The 15266-nt window shown below is 56.6% G+C and carries 14 protein-coding genes; 7 read left to right on the top strand and 7 right to left on the bottom strand.

The annotated features are described in order from the left end of the window. The first annotated feature begins 2 nt into the window (after positions 1 to 2). Positions 3 to 392, top strand: a complete 390-nt coding sequence (locus tag D9K61_RS08925; protein WP_120632887.1) for a VOC family protein — start codon at positions 3 to 5, stop codon at positions 390 to 392. 140 nt (positions 393 to 532) lie between these two features. Here the strand turns inward: D9K61_RS08925 and D9K61_RS08920 are convergent, their stop codons facing one another. From D9K61_RS08920 to D9K61_RS08910, 3 genes are all read right to left on the bottom strand, one after another. Then, entirely contained in the window at positions 533 to 2887 is a 2355-nt protein-coding gene (locus D9K61_RS08920; protein ID WP_120632886.1) for a TRAP transporter large permease subunit, read from the bottom strand. A 17-nt stretch (positions 2888 to 2904) separates the two neighbouring features. Beyond that, positions 2905 to 3831 (bottom strand): TRAP transporter small permease subunit, encoded by a 927-nt coding sequence (locus D9K61_RS08915; RefSeq protein ID WP_120632885.1) that lies wholly within the window; start codon positions 3829 to 3831, stop codon positions 2905 to 2907. Between the two features lie 119 nt (positions 3832 to 3950). Next, positions 3951 to 5033: a TRAP transporter substrate-binding protein gene (locus tag D9K61_RS08910; RefSeq protein WP_120632884.1), complete on the bottom strand. Its 1083-nt coding sequence runs from the start codon at positions 5031 to 5033 to the stop codon at positions 3951 to 3953. Positions 5034 to 5279: 246 nt separating this feature from the next. Between D9K61_RS08910 and D9K61_RS08905 the strand changes: the two genes are divergently transcribed. Continuing rightward, on the top strand, positions 5280 to 6713 hold the full coding sequence (locus tag D9K61_RS08905; protein ID WP_120632934.1) for a cache domain-containing protein: 1434 nt from the start codon (positions 5280 to 5282) through the stop codon (positions 6711 to 6713). Beyond that, positions 6710 to 7357: a response regulator transcription factor gene (locus D9K61_RS08900; RefSeq protein WP_120632883.1), complete on the top strand. Its 648-nt coding sequence runs from the start codon at positions 6710 to 6712 to the stop codon at positions 7355 to 7357. The genes D9K61_RS08905 and D9K61_RS08900 overlap by 4 nt, the downstream gene beginning before the upstream one ends. Before the next feature lie 83 nt (positions 7358 to 7440). Here the strand turns inward: D9K61_RS08900 and D9K61_RS08895 are convergent, their stop codons facing one another. Both D9K61_RS08895 and D9K61_RS08890 read right to left on the bottom strand, forming a co-directional pair. Then, complete coding sequence (locus D9K61_RS08895; RefSeq protein WP_120632882.1) at positions 7441 to 7824, bottom strand: VOC family protein; 384 nt, start codon at positions 7822 to 7824, stop codon at positions 7441 to 7443. A 46-nt stretch (positions 7825 to 7870) separates the two neighbouring features. Beyond that, positions 7871 to 8716: a hypothetical protein gene (locus D9K61_RS08890; RefSeq protein WP_120632881.1), complete on the bottom strand. Its 846-nt coding sequence runs from the start codon at positions 8714 to 8716 to the stop codon at positions 7871 to 7873. 422 nt (positions 8717 to 9138) lie between these two features. On the opposite strand from D9K61_RS08890, the gene D9K61_RS08885 reads away from it, so the two are divergent. From D9K61_RS08885 to D9K61_RS08870, 4 genes are all read left to right on the top strand, one after another. Then, entirely contained in the window at positions 9139 to 10890 is a 1752-nt protein-coding gene (locus D9K61_RS08885; RefSeq protein WP_120632933.1) for an acetolactate synthase 3 large subunit, read from the top strand. Between the two features lie 5 nt (positions 10891 to 10895). Then, positions 10896 to 11327, top strand: a complete 432-nt coding sequence (locus tag D9K61_RS08880; RefSeq protein WP_120632880.1) for a hypothetical protein — start codon at positions 10896 to 10898, stop codon at positions 11325 to 11327. After that, complete coding sequence (ilvN, locus tag D9K61_RS08875) at positions 11327 to 11887, top strand: acetolactate synthase small subunit (RefSeq protein ID WP_120632879.1); 561 nt, start codon at positions 11327 to 11329, stop codon at positions 11885 to 11887. Before D9K61_RS08880 ends, ilvN begins: the two co-directional genes overlap by 1 nt. Before the next feature lie 314 nt (positions 11888 to 12201). Then, positions 12202 to 12897 (top strand): helix-turn-helix transcriptional regulator, encoded by a 696-nt coding sequence (locus D9K61_RS08870; protein WP_254055730.1) that lies wholly within the window; start codon positions 12202 to 12204, stop codon positions 12895 to 12897. A 46-nt stretch (positions 12898 to 12943) separates the two neighbouring features. Here the strand turns inward: D9K61_RS08870 and D9K61_RS08865 are convergent, their stop codons facing one another. Both D9K61_RS08865 and D9K61_RS08860 read right to left on the bottom strand, forming a co-directional pair. Continuing rightward, a complete protein-coding gene (locus tag D9K61_RS08865; RefSeq protein ID WP_120632877.1) occupies positions 12944 to 13726 on the bottom strand; it encodes a DUF2189 domain-containing protein in 783 nt (260 codons plus the stop codon). 27 nt (positions 13727 to 13753) lie between these two features. Beyond that, positions 13754 to 15154: an amidase gene (locus D9K61_RS08860; RefSeq protein ID WP_120632876.1), complete on the bottom strand. Its 1401-nt coding sequence runs from the start codon at positions 15152 to 15154 to the stop codon at positions 13754 to 13756. Between the last annotated feature and the right edge of the window lie 112 nt (positions 15155 to 15266).

Below are 15266 nucleotides of genomic sequence, written 5' to 3'. Positions count from 1 at the left end.
AAATGCAGCAATCCCTCCACGCAGTCACCCTTGTGGTGCCTGACTACGATGATGCCATCGCGTTCTATACCGAAACCCTCGATTTCAAACTGATACAGGATATCGATCTTGGGGGCGGGAAACGCTGGGTCCGCGTGACGCCTCGGGGGTTCAACGACGCATCGCTTCTGCTGGCAAAAGCGGTCGGGCCAGAACAACACGCCGCAATCGGCAATCAGACCGGAGGGCGGGTCGGCTTCTTTCTGCAAACGGACGACTTCGCCCGCGATCACGAAGCCATGCTGGCCAAAGGCGTCACATTCGAAGAAGACCCCCGCCACGAACCCTATGGCTCAGTCGCAGTCTGGCGTGACCCCTTTGGCAACCGATGGGATCTGATTCAATTCACCTGACCCAGGTCTTCATCTGGCTGAAAATATCCCGGGGATGAATTGGCCGAAGGCCAAGAAGGGGCAGAGCCTCTTATCCTGATACAAAAAGCAAAGGGGGCCTGCAGGCCCCCTTTTCATTTAACCAATTGCTTCGTTAATCCTCAATTCGGGATCAGATCCGGCACGATGGTCACGATCGTTGGGAAGAACCACAAGATCGCGATTCCAACCACCTGAATGATCACGAATGGGATGATCCCGCGATAGATATGTCCCGTCGTCACCTCTTTCGGTGCCACCCCTCGCAAATAGAACAACGCGAACCCAAACGGGGGCGTCAGGAACGAGGTTTGCAGGTTCACGGCCACCATGATCGTGACCCATTTCGGGTCAAACGACCCACCATAGATCACCGGACCCACGATGGGGATCACGATGTAGATGATCTCAAGGAAATCCAGTACGAAGCCCAGAAAGAACAACACCAGCATCACGATCAGGAAGACAGTGAACTCATTGTCGAAGCTCTTGAGGAATTGCTGTATATAGTGTTCGCCACCGAACGAGATCACCACCAGGTTCAGCAGTTGCGATCCGATCAGGATGGTGAACACCATCGATGTCACCTTGGCCGTCTCGCGCACCACCGGCGTCAGTACGCCACCGGTGAACAAGACCCAACATCCATAGACCAACCCAAACAGGGCATAGATATAGGCTGCGTAGGCAAAGAAGAACGCGACCCAGCTTTCGAACGACACACCACCCTGATTGACGCGCAAATCGAAGTTTACGCCCAGAAGTAGACAGATGATGACGGCAAAGGTCGACCAGATGATCACATTGCCGGACCGGCCCTGATCCTGCAGCTTGCGATAGGCCGCCAGCATGATGGCGCCACCCGCGCCCAACGCAGCAGCTGGTGTCGGATTGGTGACACCGCCAAGGATAGAGCCCAACACAGCTATGATCAGAACCAAAGGTGGGAACACCACCCGGATCAGATCATTTGTCGCGCAGCGCGCAGCAGCTTCCTTGCAGCCGTAGATCGCCACTGCAAAAGGCAAAGCCAACAGCACGAAGGTGCCCCCTGAGGACGTGGTTGGTTCTACCAGCAAGACATCGACCAGCAACATCAACAGCAAGCCTATCGCGCCCAGGATCAACGGCTGCGGTGACCGCGATGGCGCGATGCCCCGACCCAAAACCAACGTCAGCCCCAGCAGAACTACAATAACGGCCACGCCATTCCCGATCGGAGCTGCAGCCGCAATCTTCGCGTCACGTGCAGCAACAAGATCTTCCTCGCTCAGGCGTTCCGCATTTGATACACCGCCTGCCGCGTCGATCTCTTCCTGCTCGGCAATCGCCTGATCCCAGGCTGCCTGACCATGCAGGTCAATCATCGAAGCCTCGCACTGCTCAGACACGTTAGTGCGCAGCGATGCACCCTGCCCGACATCCGAGAACGCAGAGACCGTGACGTTCTGACTGCCGATCAGTCCAACACTGCCCAGCAACACTGCGCCAACGATCAGACCCACTGGCGCTGCCAACAACCAGGTCAGACCTTCTGCACGGGTGATCGGCTCGCCACTTCCGCCGGACATCGGCACAGCCGGTGCCTTATCTGGGTTTAGCAGCGCATAGCCAAATGCATAAAGCGCATAGAGCAGCGCCAACATGATTCCCGGCAGCAGGGCCGCCTGAAACAGCGTTCCGACCGAGACAACTGCAGGTTCGCCAAGATAGGTCAACGCATCGGTACATCCCGCTTCAACCGCTCGGGTTTCCTGAGCTGTTGAATACAGGTCTCCGGCCAGCGTTCCCAACAAAACGATCACGATCGAAGGCGGAATGATCTGTCCCAAGGTCCCCGACGCCGCGATCACACCGGTCGCCAGTTCTGGCGAATAGTTGTTGCGCAGCATGGTCGGCAGGGCCAGCAATCCCATCGTTACCACGGTCGCGCCGACGATCCCTGTCGAGGCTGCAAGAAACGCGCCCACAACTACGATGGATACGGCCAGCCCACCTGGCAGCGGGCCAAACACCCGAGCCATCGTGGTCAGCAGATCGTTGGCGATTTTCGACCGTTCCAGCGTGATGCCCATTAGGACGAACATCAAAACCGCCAGCAGCGTTTCGATAGATTGCCCCGCAAGAACACGTTCGTTCATACGGTTCACAATGAAGGATACGTTGCGGTCCAGTGCGGTTTCCCAGCCCGAGGGGAACACAGGCTCACCTATCCTCGGCAAGTCCGGATATCGGAAAACGGATACCGCGTCGGGCTTGACGCCTGTCGCAACCAGATCCCGATACATCTGCGAGCTTGTATCGATCGCCTGATGTATCAGCAGGCCGGAACTGTCCAGCGCAGCAATGATTCCGAATGAGATTACCCCGGCCCCACCGATGGCAAAGGCCACAGGGAAACCGGAAAGGATGCCTCCGAAAAGGCAGAAAAATACGATAATGAGGCCTATCTCGACGCCATCAAGTCCGAATAACATTGTCTGGGTCTCCGTCCCTAATGTGCGCCTTCGTAGGCTTCTTCGCCCTCGCCAAGGCTGTCCTTGTCGAGGTATTTTCCAACGCTTTCCGGTCCTTCCACATATTCCAGATACGACCGGTACAGGAACGCAATCGCTTGCAGGAACACCATCGCCGCAAAGGCAATCAGCAGGATTTTGAACAGGAAGTATCCGTTGAATCCGTTAGGGCTGAACCCGATGGTTTCGACGTTCCAGCGCAGCGCTTGGGATTTTTTCATCAGCTGCTCCAGCGAGTTGCTAGCTGAAGGTTTCGGTACGATCAGGTGCCGCCACATAAAGTACCAACCGTACATCCAGGTCACCACGGCGACGGGCATCATGAACAGAACAGCGCCCAGCATATCAACGACGCGCTTGGCGCGGTGACTGATACCGGCGTAGATCAAGTCTACGCGGACGTGTCCGCCCTGCACGAATGTATAAGTACAGCACAGACAGACGACCATTGCGTTGTAGAGTTTCAATTCTTCAGCATACCAGCTGATATCCAACTGCAGCGGGATACCGAATCCAAAAGACATATCGGGACGCGTAAACACACGCTGCATGAAAACAATCACGATCTGCTGGATCACCATCAGCAAACCCGCCCAGGCAAAGAAGCGCCCGGTTGTGTTGGCAAAGCCTTCAAGACCCCGCACAATGCCCCACATGAAGTTCCGGTAGTACAGGCCGATCGCCGTCAAAACCAGAAACAGGGCAAAGATCACAAAGAAGAACTCGACCGACCCGCCGTAATAGACAAAGCGCATGATCGCTTCTTTGTCCGACCAGTTCAGCCAGAGGTGCGGATGCGTGATGGCGTATCCGAAATTATAGAAAGCTTCGGCAATGTTCTGAACGAACCAGATCAGTCCGTTCCACAGGGCGCCGAAGAACGAGATACCGTTTTCGTCCTGCATGTTGTCCCCAGGTCGCGTCAGTTGCTTTGCTGATTATTGGGCTTGTCCAACCCGCGCATTTGCAACAGGAAAGGTTCCCCCGCATCTGCGGGGAAACCGTTTGATCGAAGACGTGGCTGTTAGCCGCGAACGCGGTCGCGCTGTGCGGTGTAGACACCTGACGACAGGTTGTTCCAGGCCGACGACGCAGCCATGGATTCCATTGCGCTGTCGTGGATCTTCTTGAACAGCTCGTCGCCCATGTTTTCGTCCAGCACTTCCTGGCTGGCCTGACCGAAGGCATCCCAAACGCTGTCCGGGAATTCCATGACCTTCACGCCACCGGACTGCAGACGCTGCAGAGCGGCACCGTTGTTGGCCAGGAATTGCGCCAGATTCCACTGGTGCGCTTCGGCAGCAGCGATTTCAATGACTTTCTGCTGAGCAGGTGTCAGTTCCTCGAACACGTCGCGGTTGGTCGCCAGTGACAGACCTGCGCCCGGCTCGTGGAAGCCCGCAGTGTAGTAGGTCTTGGTGATTTCCTGGAAGCCCGCCTTTTCATCGGCCCAGGGACCAATCCATTCGGTGCCGTCAATCGCACCCGAGGACAGCGCCTGATACACTTCCGAGCCTGGAATGTTCTGAACAGATGCGCCCAGTTTACCCAGAGCCTTACCGCCCAGACCCGGCATGCGGAACTTCAGACCGTTGAAATCTTCGGGGCTGTTGATCTCTTTCGAGTACCAGCCGCCTGCCTGCGCGCCGGTGTTGCCGGCCAGGAAGGATTTCAGACCAAAGATCTGACCCAGTTCGTCATGCAGTTCCATGCCACCGGCGTGGTAGTACCAGTTCACCAGTTCCTGAGCAGTCATGCCAAACGGAACAGCCGTAAAGAAGGCATAGCCCGGGTGCTGACCCACAAAGTAGTAGTCCGCCGCGTGGTACATGTCGGCCTGACCCGAGGATACCGCGTCAAACACTTCGAACGCGCCAACCAGTTCACCAGCCGCTTTGATCTCAACAGTCAGGCTGCCATCGGACATTGTATTGATGCTGTCTGCGCAACGCTGTGCACTGTCAAACACACCTGCCAGACCGCGGCCCCACGATGTCACCATGGTCAGCGTGCGCTGGCCCTGTGCATAGGCCGGAGCTGCCAGCGCCGTGGCTGCTGCTGCCGAACCGCCCAGTGCGGATTTTTTCAGAAATGAACGACGATCCATATGAGTATTCCTCCCCTTAATAGTCCTGGCCCAATAAACTTCGGGCCTGTCGCATTCAGTGAGCGTCAGACTAGTGCCCGCGACCTGAAAAGGAATACCTACTACTGCGTAGAGATCCGGCTTTCTGTCCGGTTTTGCCAAAAAATATGGGGCATTTGCCAGCCTACGATGGGTAATTGGGGCAATATCACCCCTGCCCGCCCAATCTTTTTGCATTTTCGCCGCCGCTTGCGTATCGATTCGACCATGCAAAGACTTCGAAACATGGTCTCGCTGACCTACGCGCAGAAGTTGTCGCTGGTTGCGGCAATCCCCTTGGTCCTCGCCGTTGCGGCGATTGCCGTGCTGGTCGCATACGAAGCCCGCGCAACAGCCGAGCGGGAAATTCGGGCGCTGGAGCGCAGCCTGATCGAGGCCAAGAAGGAAGAATTGCGAAACTATGTGACCCAAGCCAGAAATGGGTTTGCCTATATCTATGGCCGGGCCGACCCTGATGACGAGATTTCAAAGAACCTCGTCTCGCAAATCCTGTCGGCCATGATCTACGGTCAGGATGGGTTCTTTTTTGTCTACGACTATGACGGCAATAACCTGGTCAGCCCGCGGCAGACTCAATTCATCAACCGCAACTGGGAAGGTCTGACCGACAGCGACGGTACCCCAATTGTCGACGAGTTCATTCGCCTCGCACGACAAGGTGCGGGTTGGCACAGTTTCATGTGGCAAAAGCCGTCAACCGGGGAAGAGGCCCGGATGATCGCCTATGTGGTGGGCTTGCAAGACTGGCGTTGGGTTGTGGGCACCGGCGTATTCATTGACGATATCGTAGCAACTGTTGCCAGTGCCCGGGCCGAGGTTGAGGCACGGGTTCAGCGCACATTCATGTATATCGGGGGGATCGTCACAGCCGCGGTTCTGATCGTTTTTGCGTCGGGCATGCTGCTGAACATCCGCGAAAGGCGCCTTGCGGACGCCAAGCTGAAAGAGCTGACCCAACGCGTGTTCGACGCCCAGGAAGAAGAGCGCGGCCGGGTGGCGCGCGAATTGCATGACGGCATCAGTCAGATCCTTGTGGGTGTCCGTTATGCGCTGGACAACGCCCGACGGCGCCTGTCACGCGGCGATGATGAGGGCGCGCGCACCCCACTGGACAAGGGCATCGATCATTTGGGATCGGCGATCACCGAGGTGCGCCGCATCAGCCGCGATCTACGACCCGGCGTGCTGGATGATCTTGGTCTTGGCCCCGCCCTGAAAGCGCTGACCGATGATTTTCGCGACCGCACAGGAATCGAAACAGATTTCTCAACCGTGGTCTTCCGCAACCGGCTGGATCAGGACAGCAAGATCGCGCTCTACCGTATCGCGCAGGAAGCCCTGACCAACATTGAACGCCACGCAGATGCATCTCGTGTTACCATTGACCTGCGCGGGCACAAAAAGGGGGCGACCATGCGCATCACCGACAATGGCCGGGGCTTGCGTTCAGAACCGGGACAATCCGGCACAGGTATCGGGCTGCGCAACATGCAGGAACGCATCGAACAGCTTGACGGATCACTGCGCATTCTGTCATCACGCGGACCGCGTGGTGGCACGGTGATCGAAGCCAGCCTGCCGCTGAGCCATTTGCTGCCGCCACAGACAGACGCAACTCCGAACCGAAAGGCCGGTACATGAGCGCCAAGAAGATCCGGGTCCTGATCGTGGATGACCATCCGATGGTCGCCGAAGGTATTCAGTCCATCCTCGAAACCTATGATGAGATCGAGGTGGTCGGCACACTTGGCAGCGGACAGGCGGCTGTGGATCAGGCCACGCAGCTGGCTCCGGATGTGGTGCTGATGGATCTGAACATGCCCGGTCTTGGCGGGCTCAGCGCAACTGAGATCATTCTCGAACAATTGCCCGAAACCCGCGTCCTGATCCTGTCGATGCATGACAGCCCGGAATACATCTCGACCGCACTCAGCCACGGCGCGAAGGGGTACATCCTGAAGGATGTCCCAACGGAAGAGATCAAACTGGCCATCGACGCCGTTATGAACGGCGAGCAATATCTGTGCACCGGGGCCAGCCTGTCGCTGCAGCCCAAGGACGACACCACGCGCGAGGCGCTTACCGGTCGGGAACAAACAATTCTGCTGGAGCTGGCGCAGGGGAAATCCAACAAACAGGTCGCGCAGGTGCTAGATATCTCGGTGCGCACGGTCGAAACACACCGCAAGAATATCAAACGCAAACTGGGTATTTCTTCTACTGCTGGCCTAACCCGCTACGCATTGGAACATGGCGTGTTGCAAGGCACCGGCGTCGGCTTTTGATCTGTGTCCACCCGCAGCGCGCAGCGCTGCTCGGCCCAACCACCGGAGACGCGCCGAAGGCGCATTGAGATGGGCGGGAGCCACTATTCCCCAGTTTGAATGCCCTCTCCGAAAAACACCAGCGTGCCGTCCTCATCCAGCACATGAAACTCGCGCTGCTGATAAGGTTGATCGAACGGAGGTCTAACACGTCCCTCTGGTAAATCCTCCAGCATGGGGTGCAAGGTTTCGAAAAGCTCGTCTATCCCCTCGACATCAATGTAAAAGGACTGGTCATCCCCCAACGGCTTGCCATCCGGACGGGGCGGGCATTCCAGCAACCTGATCGCCACCGGGCCATTGTGCAAAAACGCATAGTTCTCTTGCGTGAACCCGCAGGTAAAACCAAGGCGATCACAATAGAAGTCTATCTGCGCCTTCAATGAACTACACAATACAAACGGCGTGAGCTGCACTATTTTTGCCATCGAAAACCTCCAACTTGAATAAGCGCATGTTACATGCCGACGCCTCTCAATCCAGCAACTGATCCCTGCGCAGTCCTTCACGGGCATGATGGTGCCGCAACACACGCCCATAGAGCTGCCGGGTTCGTTCGATCCCGCCACACATCCCTTCGGCTTCAACAAAGGAGAATATGCCGACGTATCGGCGACGTCTGCCCTTCACCGGCGCAACACGGTGCAGAGAGTACCGCCCCTTGAAAATCTGCAAATCCCCAGGTCGCAGTTCCAGCTGATGAACCAAACCCCTGTTACCGTCCAAGACCGATGCAACCTTGTCGAAATTCTCATCCTCGGATGTGCGTAGATTGGGAACATATTCAAACGCCCCACCTGCTTCGCCGTTCTGGATGGCCAGCGTCACGGTGTAATTGTTGGTATCAAAATGCCAGGGAAACCCCTTCCCTTCTTCAACCACGTTGATGATCACATCCGCAAGCGGGTCATCATATCGGAAAAAGCGATCATCCGGTTCACCCAATGCCGTGCGGATAAAGGGAAGGAAGCCTTCGAACTCATAAATCCGCCGCAAGGGGCCAGACCGGGCAAAATTATCGGCAGGGACAAAAGCGTTTGAACGGTCGTAAAACTGCCTGATCGGATGGCCCACGCCAAATCGCGGATCATCCTTGGTGAAATAGGCGTTGGTGCGATTGAAAGAGCGATGCGCCTTGGGTGCGACGGCCTCTGCCTCGCTGACCAACAGCTCAATCCCCTGCTGATGCACAAATCCGGGCATCACCGCGCATCCATCTTGATCCAGCTCGCGACGCAAATCCTCGATCATTCGGTCATAAGCCGGCGAATCCGGGCGATCGATCGGATACCGTCCAAGATCCACCAAATCGTGTAACATACGCCGCCTCCTATGTTTGCGCTCTCAGGATCAGCGTGACGCAGTGGAAACTTCAAATCATGCCAGTTTTGGACATCGGCCTGACGCTTTCTGACAAGTCAAAAGTTGCGCACATGGGGCTATTTTTGCTTAAAAATTCCCGGATGTTCCAGACATGCGGCAATCTGCGCAATAAAATGTCGCAAAATCCCGCCCTCAAGTTAGAAAATTGGCGCAATTGCCTGTTGACGCCCCTTTCGCCCGCCCATAATGTCCCTTCCAAGCAAAAAGGAGCCTCTGGCGATGAGAACGCTAGTCGTAATCGTAGGAAAAACGCGCATGGGCCGGTAACGGTAAACCATAATCGAACCCATGCGCCTCCGAAAGATCGGGGGCTTTTTTTTGTCAAACGCAAGACACATGTCGCGAACGGAGCAAAGCAGATGACACGTGAGATGACCGGCGCAAAGATGGTAGTTCAGGCCCTCAAGGATCAGGGTGTGGACACGGTATTCGGATACCCCGGTGGCGCCGTGCTACCGATCTATGATGAGATCTTTCTGCAAAACGACATCCGTCACATTCTGGTCCGGCACGAACAGGGCGCGGTTCACGCAGCCGAGGGCTATGCCCGTTCGACCGGCAAGCCCGGTGTGGCCCTTGTGACCTCGGGCCCCGGTGCCACAAACGCGGTGACCGGCCTGACAGATGCGCTGCTGGATTCGATCCCGATTGTAGTCCTGACCGGACAGGTCCCGACCTTCATGATCGGCTCGGACGCCTTTCAGGAGGCCGACACCGTTGGCATCACCCGCCCTTGCACCAAGCATAACTGGCTGGTGAAGGATACGGATTCGCTGGCCGCAACGATGCATGAGGCGTTCCATGTCGCCACGTCGGGCCGCCCCGGTCCGGTATTGGTCGATATTCCCAAGGATGTGCAATTTGCCAATGGTGAATACAATGCACCGAAGCCCTCGACCTCACATTATCAGCCTATTGTCAAAGGTGATCTGGAAGAGATCACCGAGCTGGTTGCCGCGATTGAAACGGCCAAGAAACCCGTCTTCTACACCGGCGGCGGCGTCATCAATTCCGGTCCCGCTGCCAGCCAGTTGCTGCGCGAGCTTGTGAATGCCACGGGCTTTCCCATTACCTCGACCCTGATGGGGCTTGGTGCCTATCCTGCTTCGGGTGAGAACTGGTTGGGAATGCTGGGCATGCACGGTCTGTATGAGGCCAATCTGGCGATGCATGACTGCGACCTGATGATCAATGTCGGTGCGCGGTTTGACGACCGGATCACCGGGCGGATCGATGCGTTCTCACCAAACTCGAAAAAAGCACATATCGATATCGACCCGTCCTCGATCAATAAGGTGATCCGCGTGGACATCCCGATTGTCGGCGATGTGGGTCATGTGTTGGAGGATATTCTGAAGGTCTGGAAAGCGCGCGGCCGCAAGACGGACGTGGCCAATGTCAAGCAGTGGCAGGGTCAAATCGCCGACTGGCGCAAGGTGAACTGCCTTGCCTACACCAACAGCGAAAAGACCATCAAACCGCAATACGCGCTGGAACGGCTTGAAGAACTGACCAAAAAGCACGACCGTTATATCACCACCGAGGTCGGCCAGCATCAAATGTGGGCCGCGCAGTATCTTGGGTTCGAAGACCCAAACCGCTGGATGACATCCGGAGGGCTGGGCACCATGGGTTATGGTTTCCCTGCGTCCATCGGCGTTCAAATGGCCCATCCAGACGCGTTGGTGATCAATGTGGCCGGTGAGGCCTCGTGGCTGATGAACATGCAGGAAATGGGCACTGCCGCTCAGTACCGCCTGCCGGTGAAACAGTTCATCCTGAACAACGAACGTCTGGGCATGGTGCGCCAATGGCAGGAACTGCTGCATGGCGAGCGCTATTCGCACAGCTGGTCCGAAGCCCTGCCCGATTTCGTCAAACTCGCCGAGGCGTTTGGCGCCAAGGGTATCCTGTGTTCCGATCCTGCTGATCTGGACGATGCGATCATGGAGATGATCAACTATGACGGTCCGGTGATCTTTGACTGTCTGGTCGAAAAGCACGAGAACTGCTTCCCCATGATCCCGTCGGGCAAAGCCCATAACGAGATGCTGTTGGGAGAGGCTGAGACGCAGGGCGTGATCGATAGCAAGGGATCGGTTTTAGTTTGAGGCTGATGGTGGACCAAGAGAATATACTTGTCAGGCAGCGCCTTCGAAATCGTCAAATTGAGGCGTTGGAACTGGCGTCTTCGTGGCCTGCTCAACTGAAATACCAAAATGAGGCTCCCGAGGTTTCGGTTCCAAGTGAGGTCATCAATCAATGTGATGACGTCTTCCATGGTGACCAATCACAGCTCTCAGGGCCTCTGTATTCACAATCTGAGGAAATCGCGCTTCGAAAATACTCTTGCGTACTCAATGATGTTTGCCAAAAAACACCTGCTTTGCTGCCTGCCTTGCAGGAAGTGTTTAAGCTTTCTGCATGGCAGGAAGTGTTTAAGCTTTCTGCATGGCAGGAGCTGAGGGATGCAGCGAAAGAAGCCCTGGATGTCATGATGGTACGCGGCCCATTTTCTGAGGATGCTCTAAAGAAGGACGACGTCTAATGTCTGCCCTACATATCAAAAAAGGCTCCACCCGCCATTCGGCCTACAACCTGCGACCCACCTTCTCGGACGTGCAGGAACGGCACACGATTGCGGTTCTGGTCGAGAATGAACCGGGCGTTCTAGCCCGTGTAATCGGGTTGTTCTCAGGCCGTGGCTATAACATCGAAAGCCTGACAGTCGCCGAAGTGGATCATACCGGTCACCTAAGCCGGATCACCATCGTCACAACCGGCACGCCGCAGGTAATCGAACAGATCAAAGCGCAACTGGGTCGGATCGTTTCGGTCCGTGATGTGCACGACCTGACCGTCGAGGGGTCTTCGGTCGAACGCGAACTGGCAATCATCAAAGTGGTGGGCGACGGCGACAAACGGGTCGAGGCCCTGCGCCTGGCCGATATCTTCCGTGCCAATGTGGTCGACAGCACCCTGAATTCCTTCATCTTTGAAATCACCGGCGCGCCCGACAAAATCGATGCATTTGCCGACCTGATGCGCCCGCTGGGTCTTGTCGAAATTGCCCGCACCGGCGTCGCCGCCCTGCTGCGCGGCGACTGATCAAACATCTTCCCTGCCCCAGAATGCCTAAAGGGCTGGGGCGGGGATTGCCCCCGCGGCATTGCATCCGGATTCCAACGCGATCCATCGGTTTGCACGTTAAGCCTGCAATAACCCGGTTTTTTCACCCAATAGATCACACATTTTCACGTAAAGCCTATTGCGTTTGTCATCCGGGTTGCTAGCTTCGGTGCCGCAACGCGACGTGGGGAAACGTTGCTTGGGGTCATCTGTACGATTTTTTGATACGCGTGCGGCCTGCGGGTCAGCGCTGTCGCTTTTGCACTATATATCGACCAATGCCCGGGACGACTATGACGAACGACATTCGCAGCCCTGCTGAATTGCGCGCCATGTTTGGCGCCAACCTAAGGCAGCTGACACAGGACTACCCGTCTGTCGCTGCACTGTGTCGCCAGTTGGGCGTCAATCGCACCCAGTTCAACAGATATCTGTTTGGCGAAAGTGTGCCCCGAGCGGATGTTCTCGACCGGATTTGCAGGTTCTTTGATGTAGATGCTCGTATCTTGCTGAAGCCAATCGCTGATATCCCGGCATTGGATCAAAACCCCACCGTATCCACCCTGACCAGATTTCTGACTTCGGGTGCACAGGAAAACGGCAAAAACACCCTTTTGCCGGGCTTCTATGCCGTCACCGAAGGTGAATCATCCGCCCGACGGCTCAGCCTTCTTTATGCGCGACATCTACCGCAATGCACGCTTTTACGTGGATTTACTGCGCGCAGGGATATGCCCGACGCCCCGCCCCCGGCGCGCGAGAAACAAGGGTTTGCCGTCTGCGCCGATGATCACATTTACATGCTGATATCGCGCCGCAACGGCGAAGACAGCCGGGTTTATTTGGTTACACGTGACGCGGATCAATGGCGCGGCACAGTGACCAAACCATCTTTGGTTCAAGGCCCTATGCCAGTTGTTCTGAGGTCTCTTGGCACTGACACGGCTGCCGTGCTCGACACAGCCCGAAAATCAAACAAGGGCGTCTGAAAACCAGTAGGCAATTGGTCCAAGGCTCATACGACCTGATCGCCCGCTATGCGGGATCTTCTTCGCTGTCCTGCGTGATCTGACGATACAAGTGCCAGCTTGCATGTCCCAGCAACGGCAGAATAACCAACAGACCCAAAAACCACGGCACCATTGCCACGAATGTCAGCACGGCAACGAATGCCCCCCAGAGCAGCATAATGGACGCATTGGCCGAGACATAAGAAAAGCTGGAGATCATCGCAGTCACGAAATCCAATTCCCGGTCCAGCAGCATCGGGATCGACAGTACCGTGAGCATGTAAAGCACGGTCGCAAATACCGCCCCGACGACACTGCCCACCGCCAACATCGTCAACCCGTTGGGTGTCAAGAATACCTCAATCGACGAAGACACGTTGGTCATAGTCGACAGCCCCATGAACAACGCAAAAATCATGTGACCTAGAAAGGACCAGAACAGAAACATCACAACGATGATGGCGCAGATCGAGGGCAACTGCCGGCGGCTTTGCTGAATGACAACACCGAAAATAGACTTCAGATCAAGCGGTTCCCCCTGCTCCAACCGATGTGAAACCTCATATAAGCCTACGGCTGCAAACGGACCGATGAGCGGGAAACCGATGGCTGCGAGAACCAGCCAATAGGTCGTCCCTGTCTGAACAGTGATCCACGCGATCGCCCAACCGGCCAGCACATAAAAACCTGCGAAGATCAAACCAAACTGCGGCGCGCGCAGAAAGTCAGCCCAGGCTCGCCGAAGGGATACGCGAAGCATTTGGGCGTCTACCGGTCGCGTCCGTGGTGCACCAAACGGTTTTTCCATGTGTTCTGTTCCTCCTCCCCAATGGCGCTAGGGCATCGCCGGGTGCTTTTGTGGCCACTGGGTCTCGGCGTGGTAAGCTGCGCCAATCGAGAGCAATTTTGCATCCGAGCCGCGCGGACCAAACACCTGAAGACCCATTGGTAACCCGTTAGCCCCGAAGCCTGCGGGTGCCGCCAGACAGGGCAAACCCAGCAGGCTGACCGGAAGGGTCACGTGCATCCACCGATGGTAAGTGTCCATCGACTGCCCTGCAATCTGGGTCGGGTAAGGCACCTCGATCTCAAATGGCCAGACCTGCGCCGAAGGCAGCACAAGCGCGTCATAGTCGCGAAACAGCTCTGCTGCCTGCCTGAACCACTCGGACCGGATAACACTGGCGCGGTGGACATCCATCGCTGTCATGGCAAGACCACGATCCAGTTCCCAGATTGCTGTGTCCTTCAAGGATGCGCGCTGCTCTGATAATGGCTCCAGCCCTGAGGCGACGCTCCAGGATCGCAGTGTGATCCAGCTGTCCCAGATCCGTTCGGCATCAAGCGGCGGCGCAATCGGATCTACATTGGCCCCCAGATTTTCGAAGACGCGCAACGCAGTTTCGCAAACATCCAGAACTCCGGCCTCGGTTGGGAAGGCACCGCCCCAGTCCCCGAGCCACCCGATCCGCACGCCCTTCAAATCGGCGGGCTGCACGGGCGAAACAGGGTCGCTGCGATGAACATGAGGAAGGCGCGGATCCGGGCCTGAAATCACGTCCAGCAGTACGCCCAAGTCTTCGGGACTGCGTGCCATTGGCCCAAGCGTCGACAACTGATGCAGGAAAGCATCGCCGACCGGCTCGGGCGCGACCCTTCCCCAGCTTGGGCGAAATCCATAGACGTTGTTCCAGGCTGCAGGATTACGCAGGCTGCCCATCATGTCCGATCCATCTGCCAGAGCAACCATTCCGGTCGCCAGTGCAACCGCCGCTCCACCGGATGATCCACCGCAGGTGCGCGCGCCATCATACGGGTTTCGCGTGGTGCCATACACCGGGTTGAACGTGTGCGAACCCAAACCAAATTCAGGCGTGTTTGTCTTTCCGATCAGGATCGCCCCCGCCTGTCGCATCCGGGCTGCAATCAGATCGTCTTTATCCGGCACGAAATCGCGAAAGACCGGGGACCCTTGCGACGACACAATCCCGGCCACATTGACCAGATCTTTTACGGCGATCGGCAGCCCGTGCAATGCACCCTTGTTTGGCCCGACGTCTACGGCTTTGGCTTCGACCATCAGCTCATCTTCATCGCGCAAAGCCACGATTGCGTTGACTTCGCCGTTGGCGGTTTGAATCCGGTCCAAGGTCGCGCGCATCAATTCCGATGCCGACAATCGGGTGGCGGTCAATTCTGTCAGCAACGTTGTTGCAGAGGTTTGGGTAAGATCCATTGGGGTCTCAGCGGCTATGGTTTTTCCAGTCCTACGATCAGCCTAGCCGGGGCTTTAATCCAATTAAACCCATAGATTGGATGTATCTTTTTTCGCCCACTACTGGGCGCAA

Source organism: Ruegeria sp. EL01 (assembly GCF_900313035.1).
Lineage (GTDB): Bacteria > Pseudomonadota > Alphaproteobacteria > Rhodobacterales > Rhodobacteraceae > Ruegeria.
The sequence above is the reverse complement of the archived record's forward strand: the minus strand, read 5'-3'. Positions and strand labels throughout refer to the sequence as shown.

Bases quoted from the DNA above. Each gene is read 5' to 3' on its own strand.
- D9K61_RS08925 (WP_120632887.1), top strand. From the start codon at position 3: ATGCAGCAATCCCTCCACGCAGTCACCCTTGTGGTGCCTGACTACGAT.
- D9K61_RS08920 (WP_120632886.1), bottom strand. From the start codon at position 2,887: ATGTTATTCGGACTTGATGGCGTCGAGATAGGCCTCATTATCGTATTT.
- D9K61_RS08915 (WP_120632885.1), bottom strand. From the start codon at position 3,831: ATGCAGGACGAAAACGGTATCTCGTTCTTCGGCGCCCTGTGGAACGGA.
- D9K61_RS08910 (WP_120632884.1), bottom strand. From the start codon at position 5,033: ATGGATCGTCGTTCATTTCTGAAAAAATCCGCACTGGGCGGTTCGGCA.
- D9K61_RS08905 (WP_120632934.1), top strand. From the start codon at position 5,280: ATGCAAAGACTTCGAAACATGGTCTCGCTGACCTACGCGCAGAAGTTG.
- D9K61_RS08900 (WP_120632883.1), top strand. From the start codon at position 6,710: ATGAGCGCCAAGAAGATCCGGGTCCTGATCGTGGATGACCATCCGATG.
- D9K61_RS08895 (WP_120632882.1), bottom strand. From the start codon at position 7,824: ATGGCAAAAATAGTGCAGCTCACGCCGTTTGTATTGTGTAGTTCATTG.
- D9K61_RS08890 (WP_120632881.1), bottom strand. From the start codon at position 8,716: ATGTTACACGATTTGGTGGATCTTGGACGGTATCCGATCGATCGCCCG.
- D9K61_RS08885 (WP_120632933.1), top strand. From the start codon at position 9,139: ATGACACGTGAGATGACCGGCGCAAAGATGGTAGTTCAGGCCCTCAAG.
- D9K61_RS08880 (WP_120632880.1), top strand. From the start codon at position 10,896: ATGGTGGACCAAGAGAATATACTTGTCAGGCAGCGCCTTCGAAATCGT.
- ilvN (WP_120632879.1), top strand. From the start codon at position 11,327: ATGTCTGCCCTACATATCAAAAAAGGCTCCACCCGCCATTCGGCCTAC.
- D9K61_RS08870 (WP_254055730.1), top strand. From the start codon at position 12,202: ATGACGAACGACATTCGCAGCCCTGCTGAATTGCGCGCCATGTTTGGC.
- D9K61_RS08865 (WP_120632877.1), bottom strand. From the start codon at position 13,726: ATGGAAAAACCGTTTGGTGCACCACGGACGCGACCGGTAGACGCCCAA.
- D9K61_RS08860 (WP_120632876.1), bottom strand. From the start codon at position 15,154: ATGGATCTTACCCAAACCTCTGCAACAACGTTGCTGACAGAATTGACC.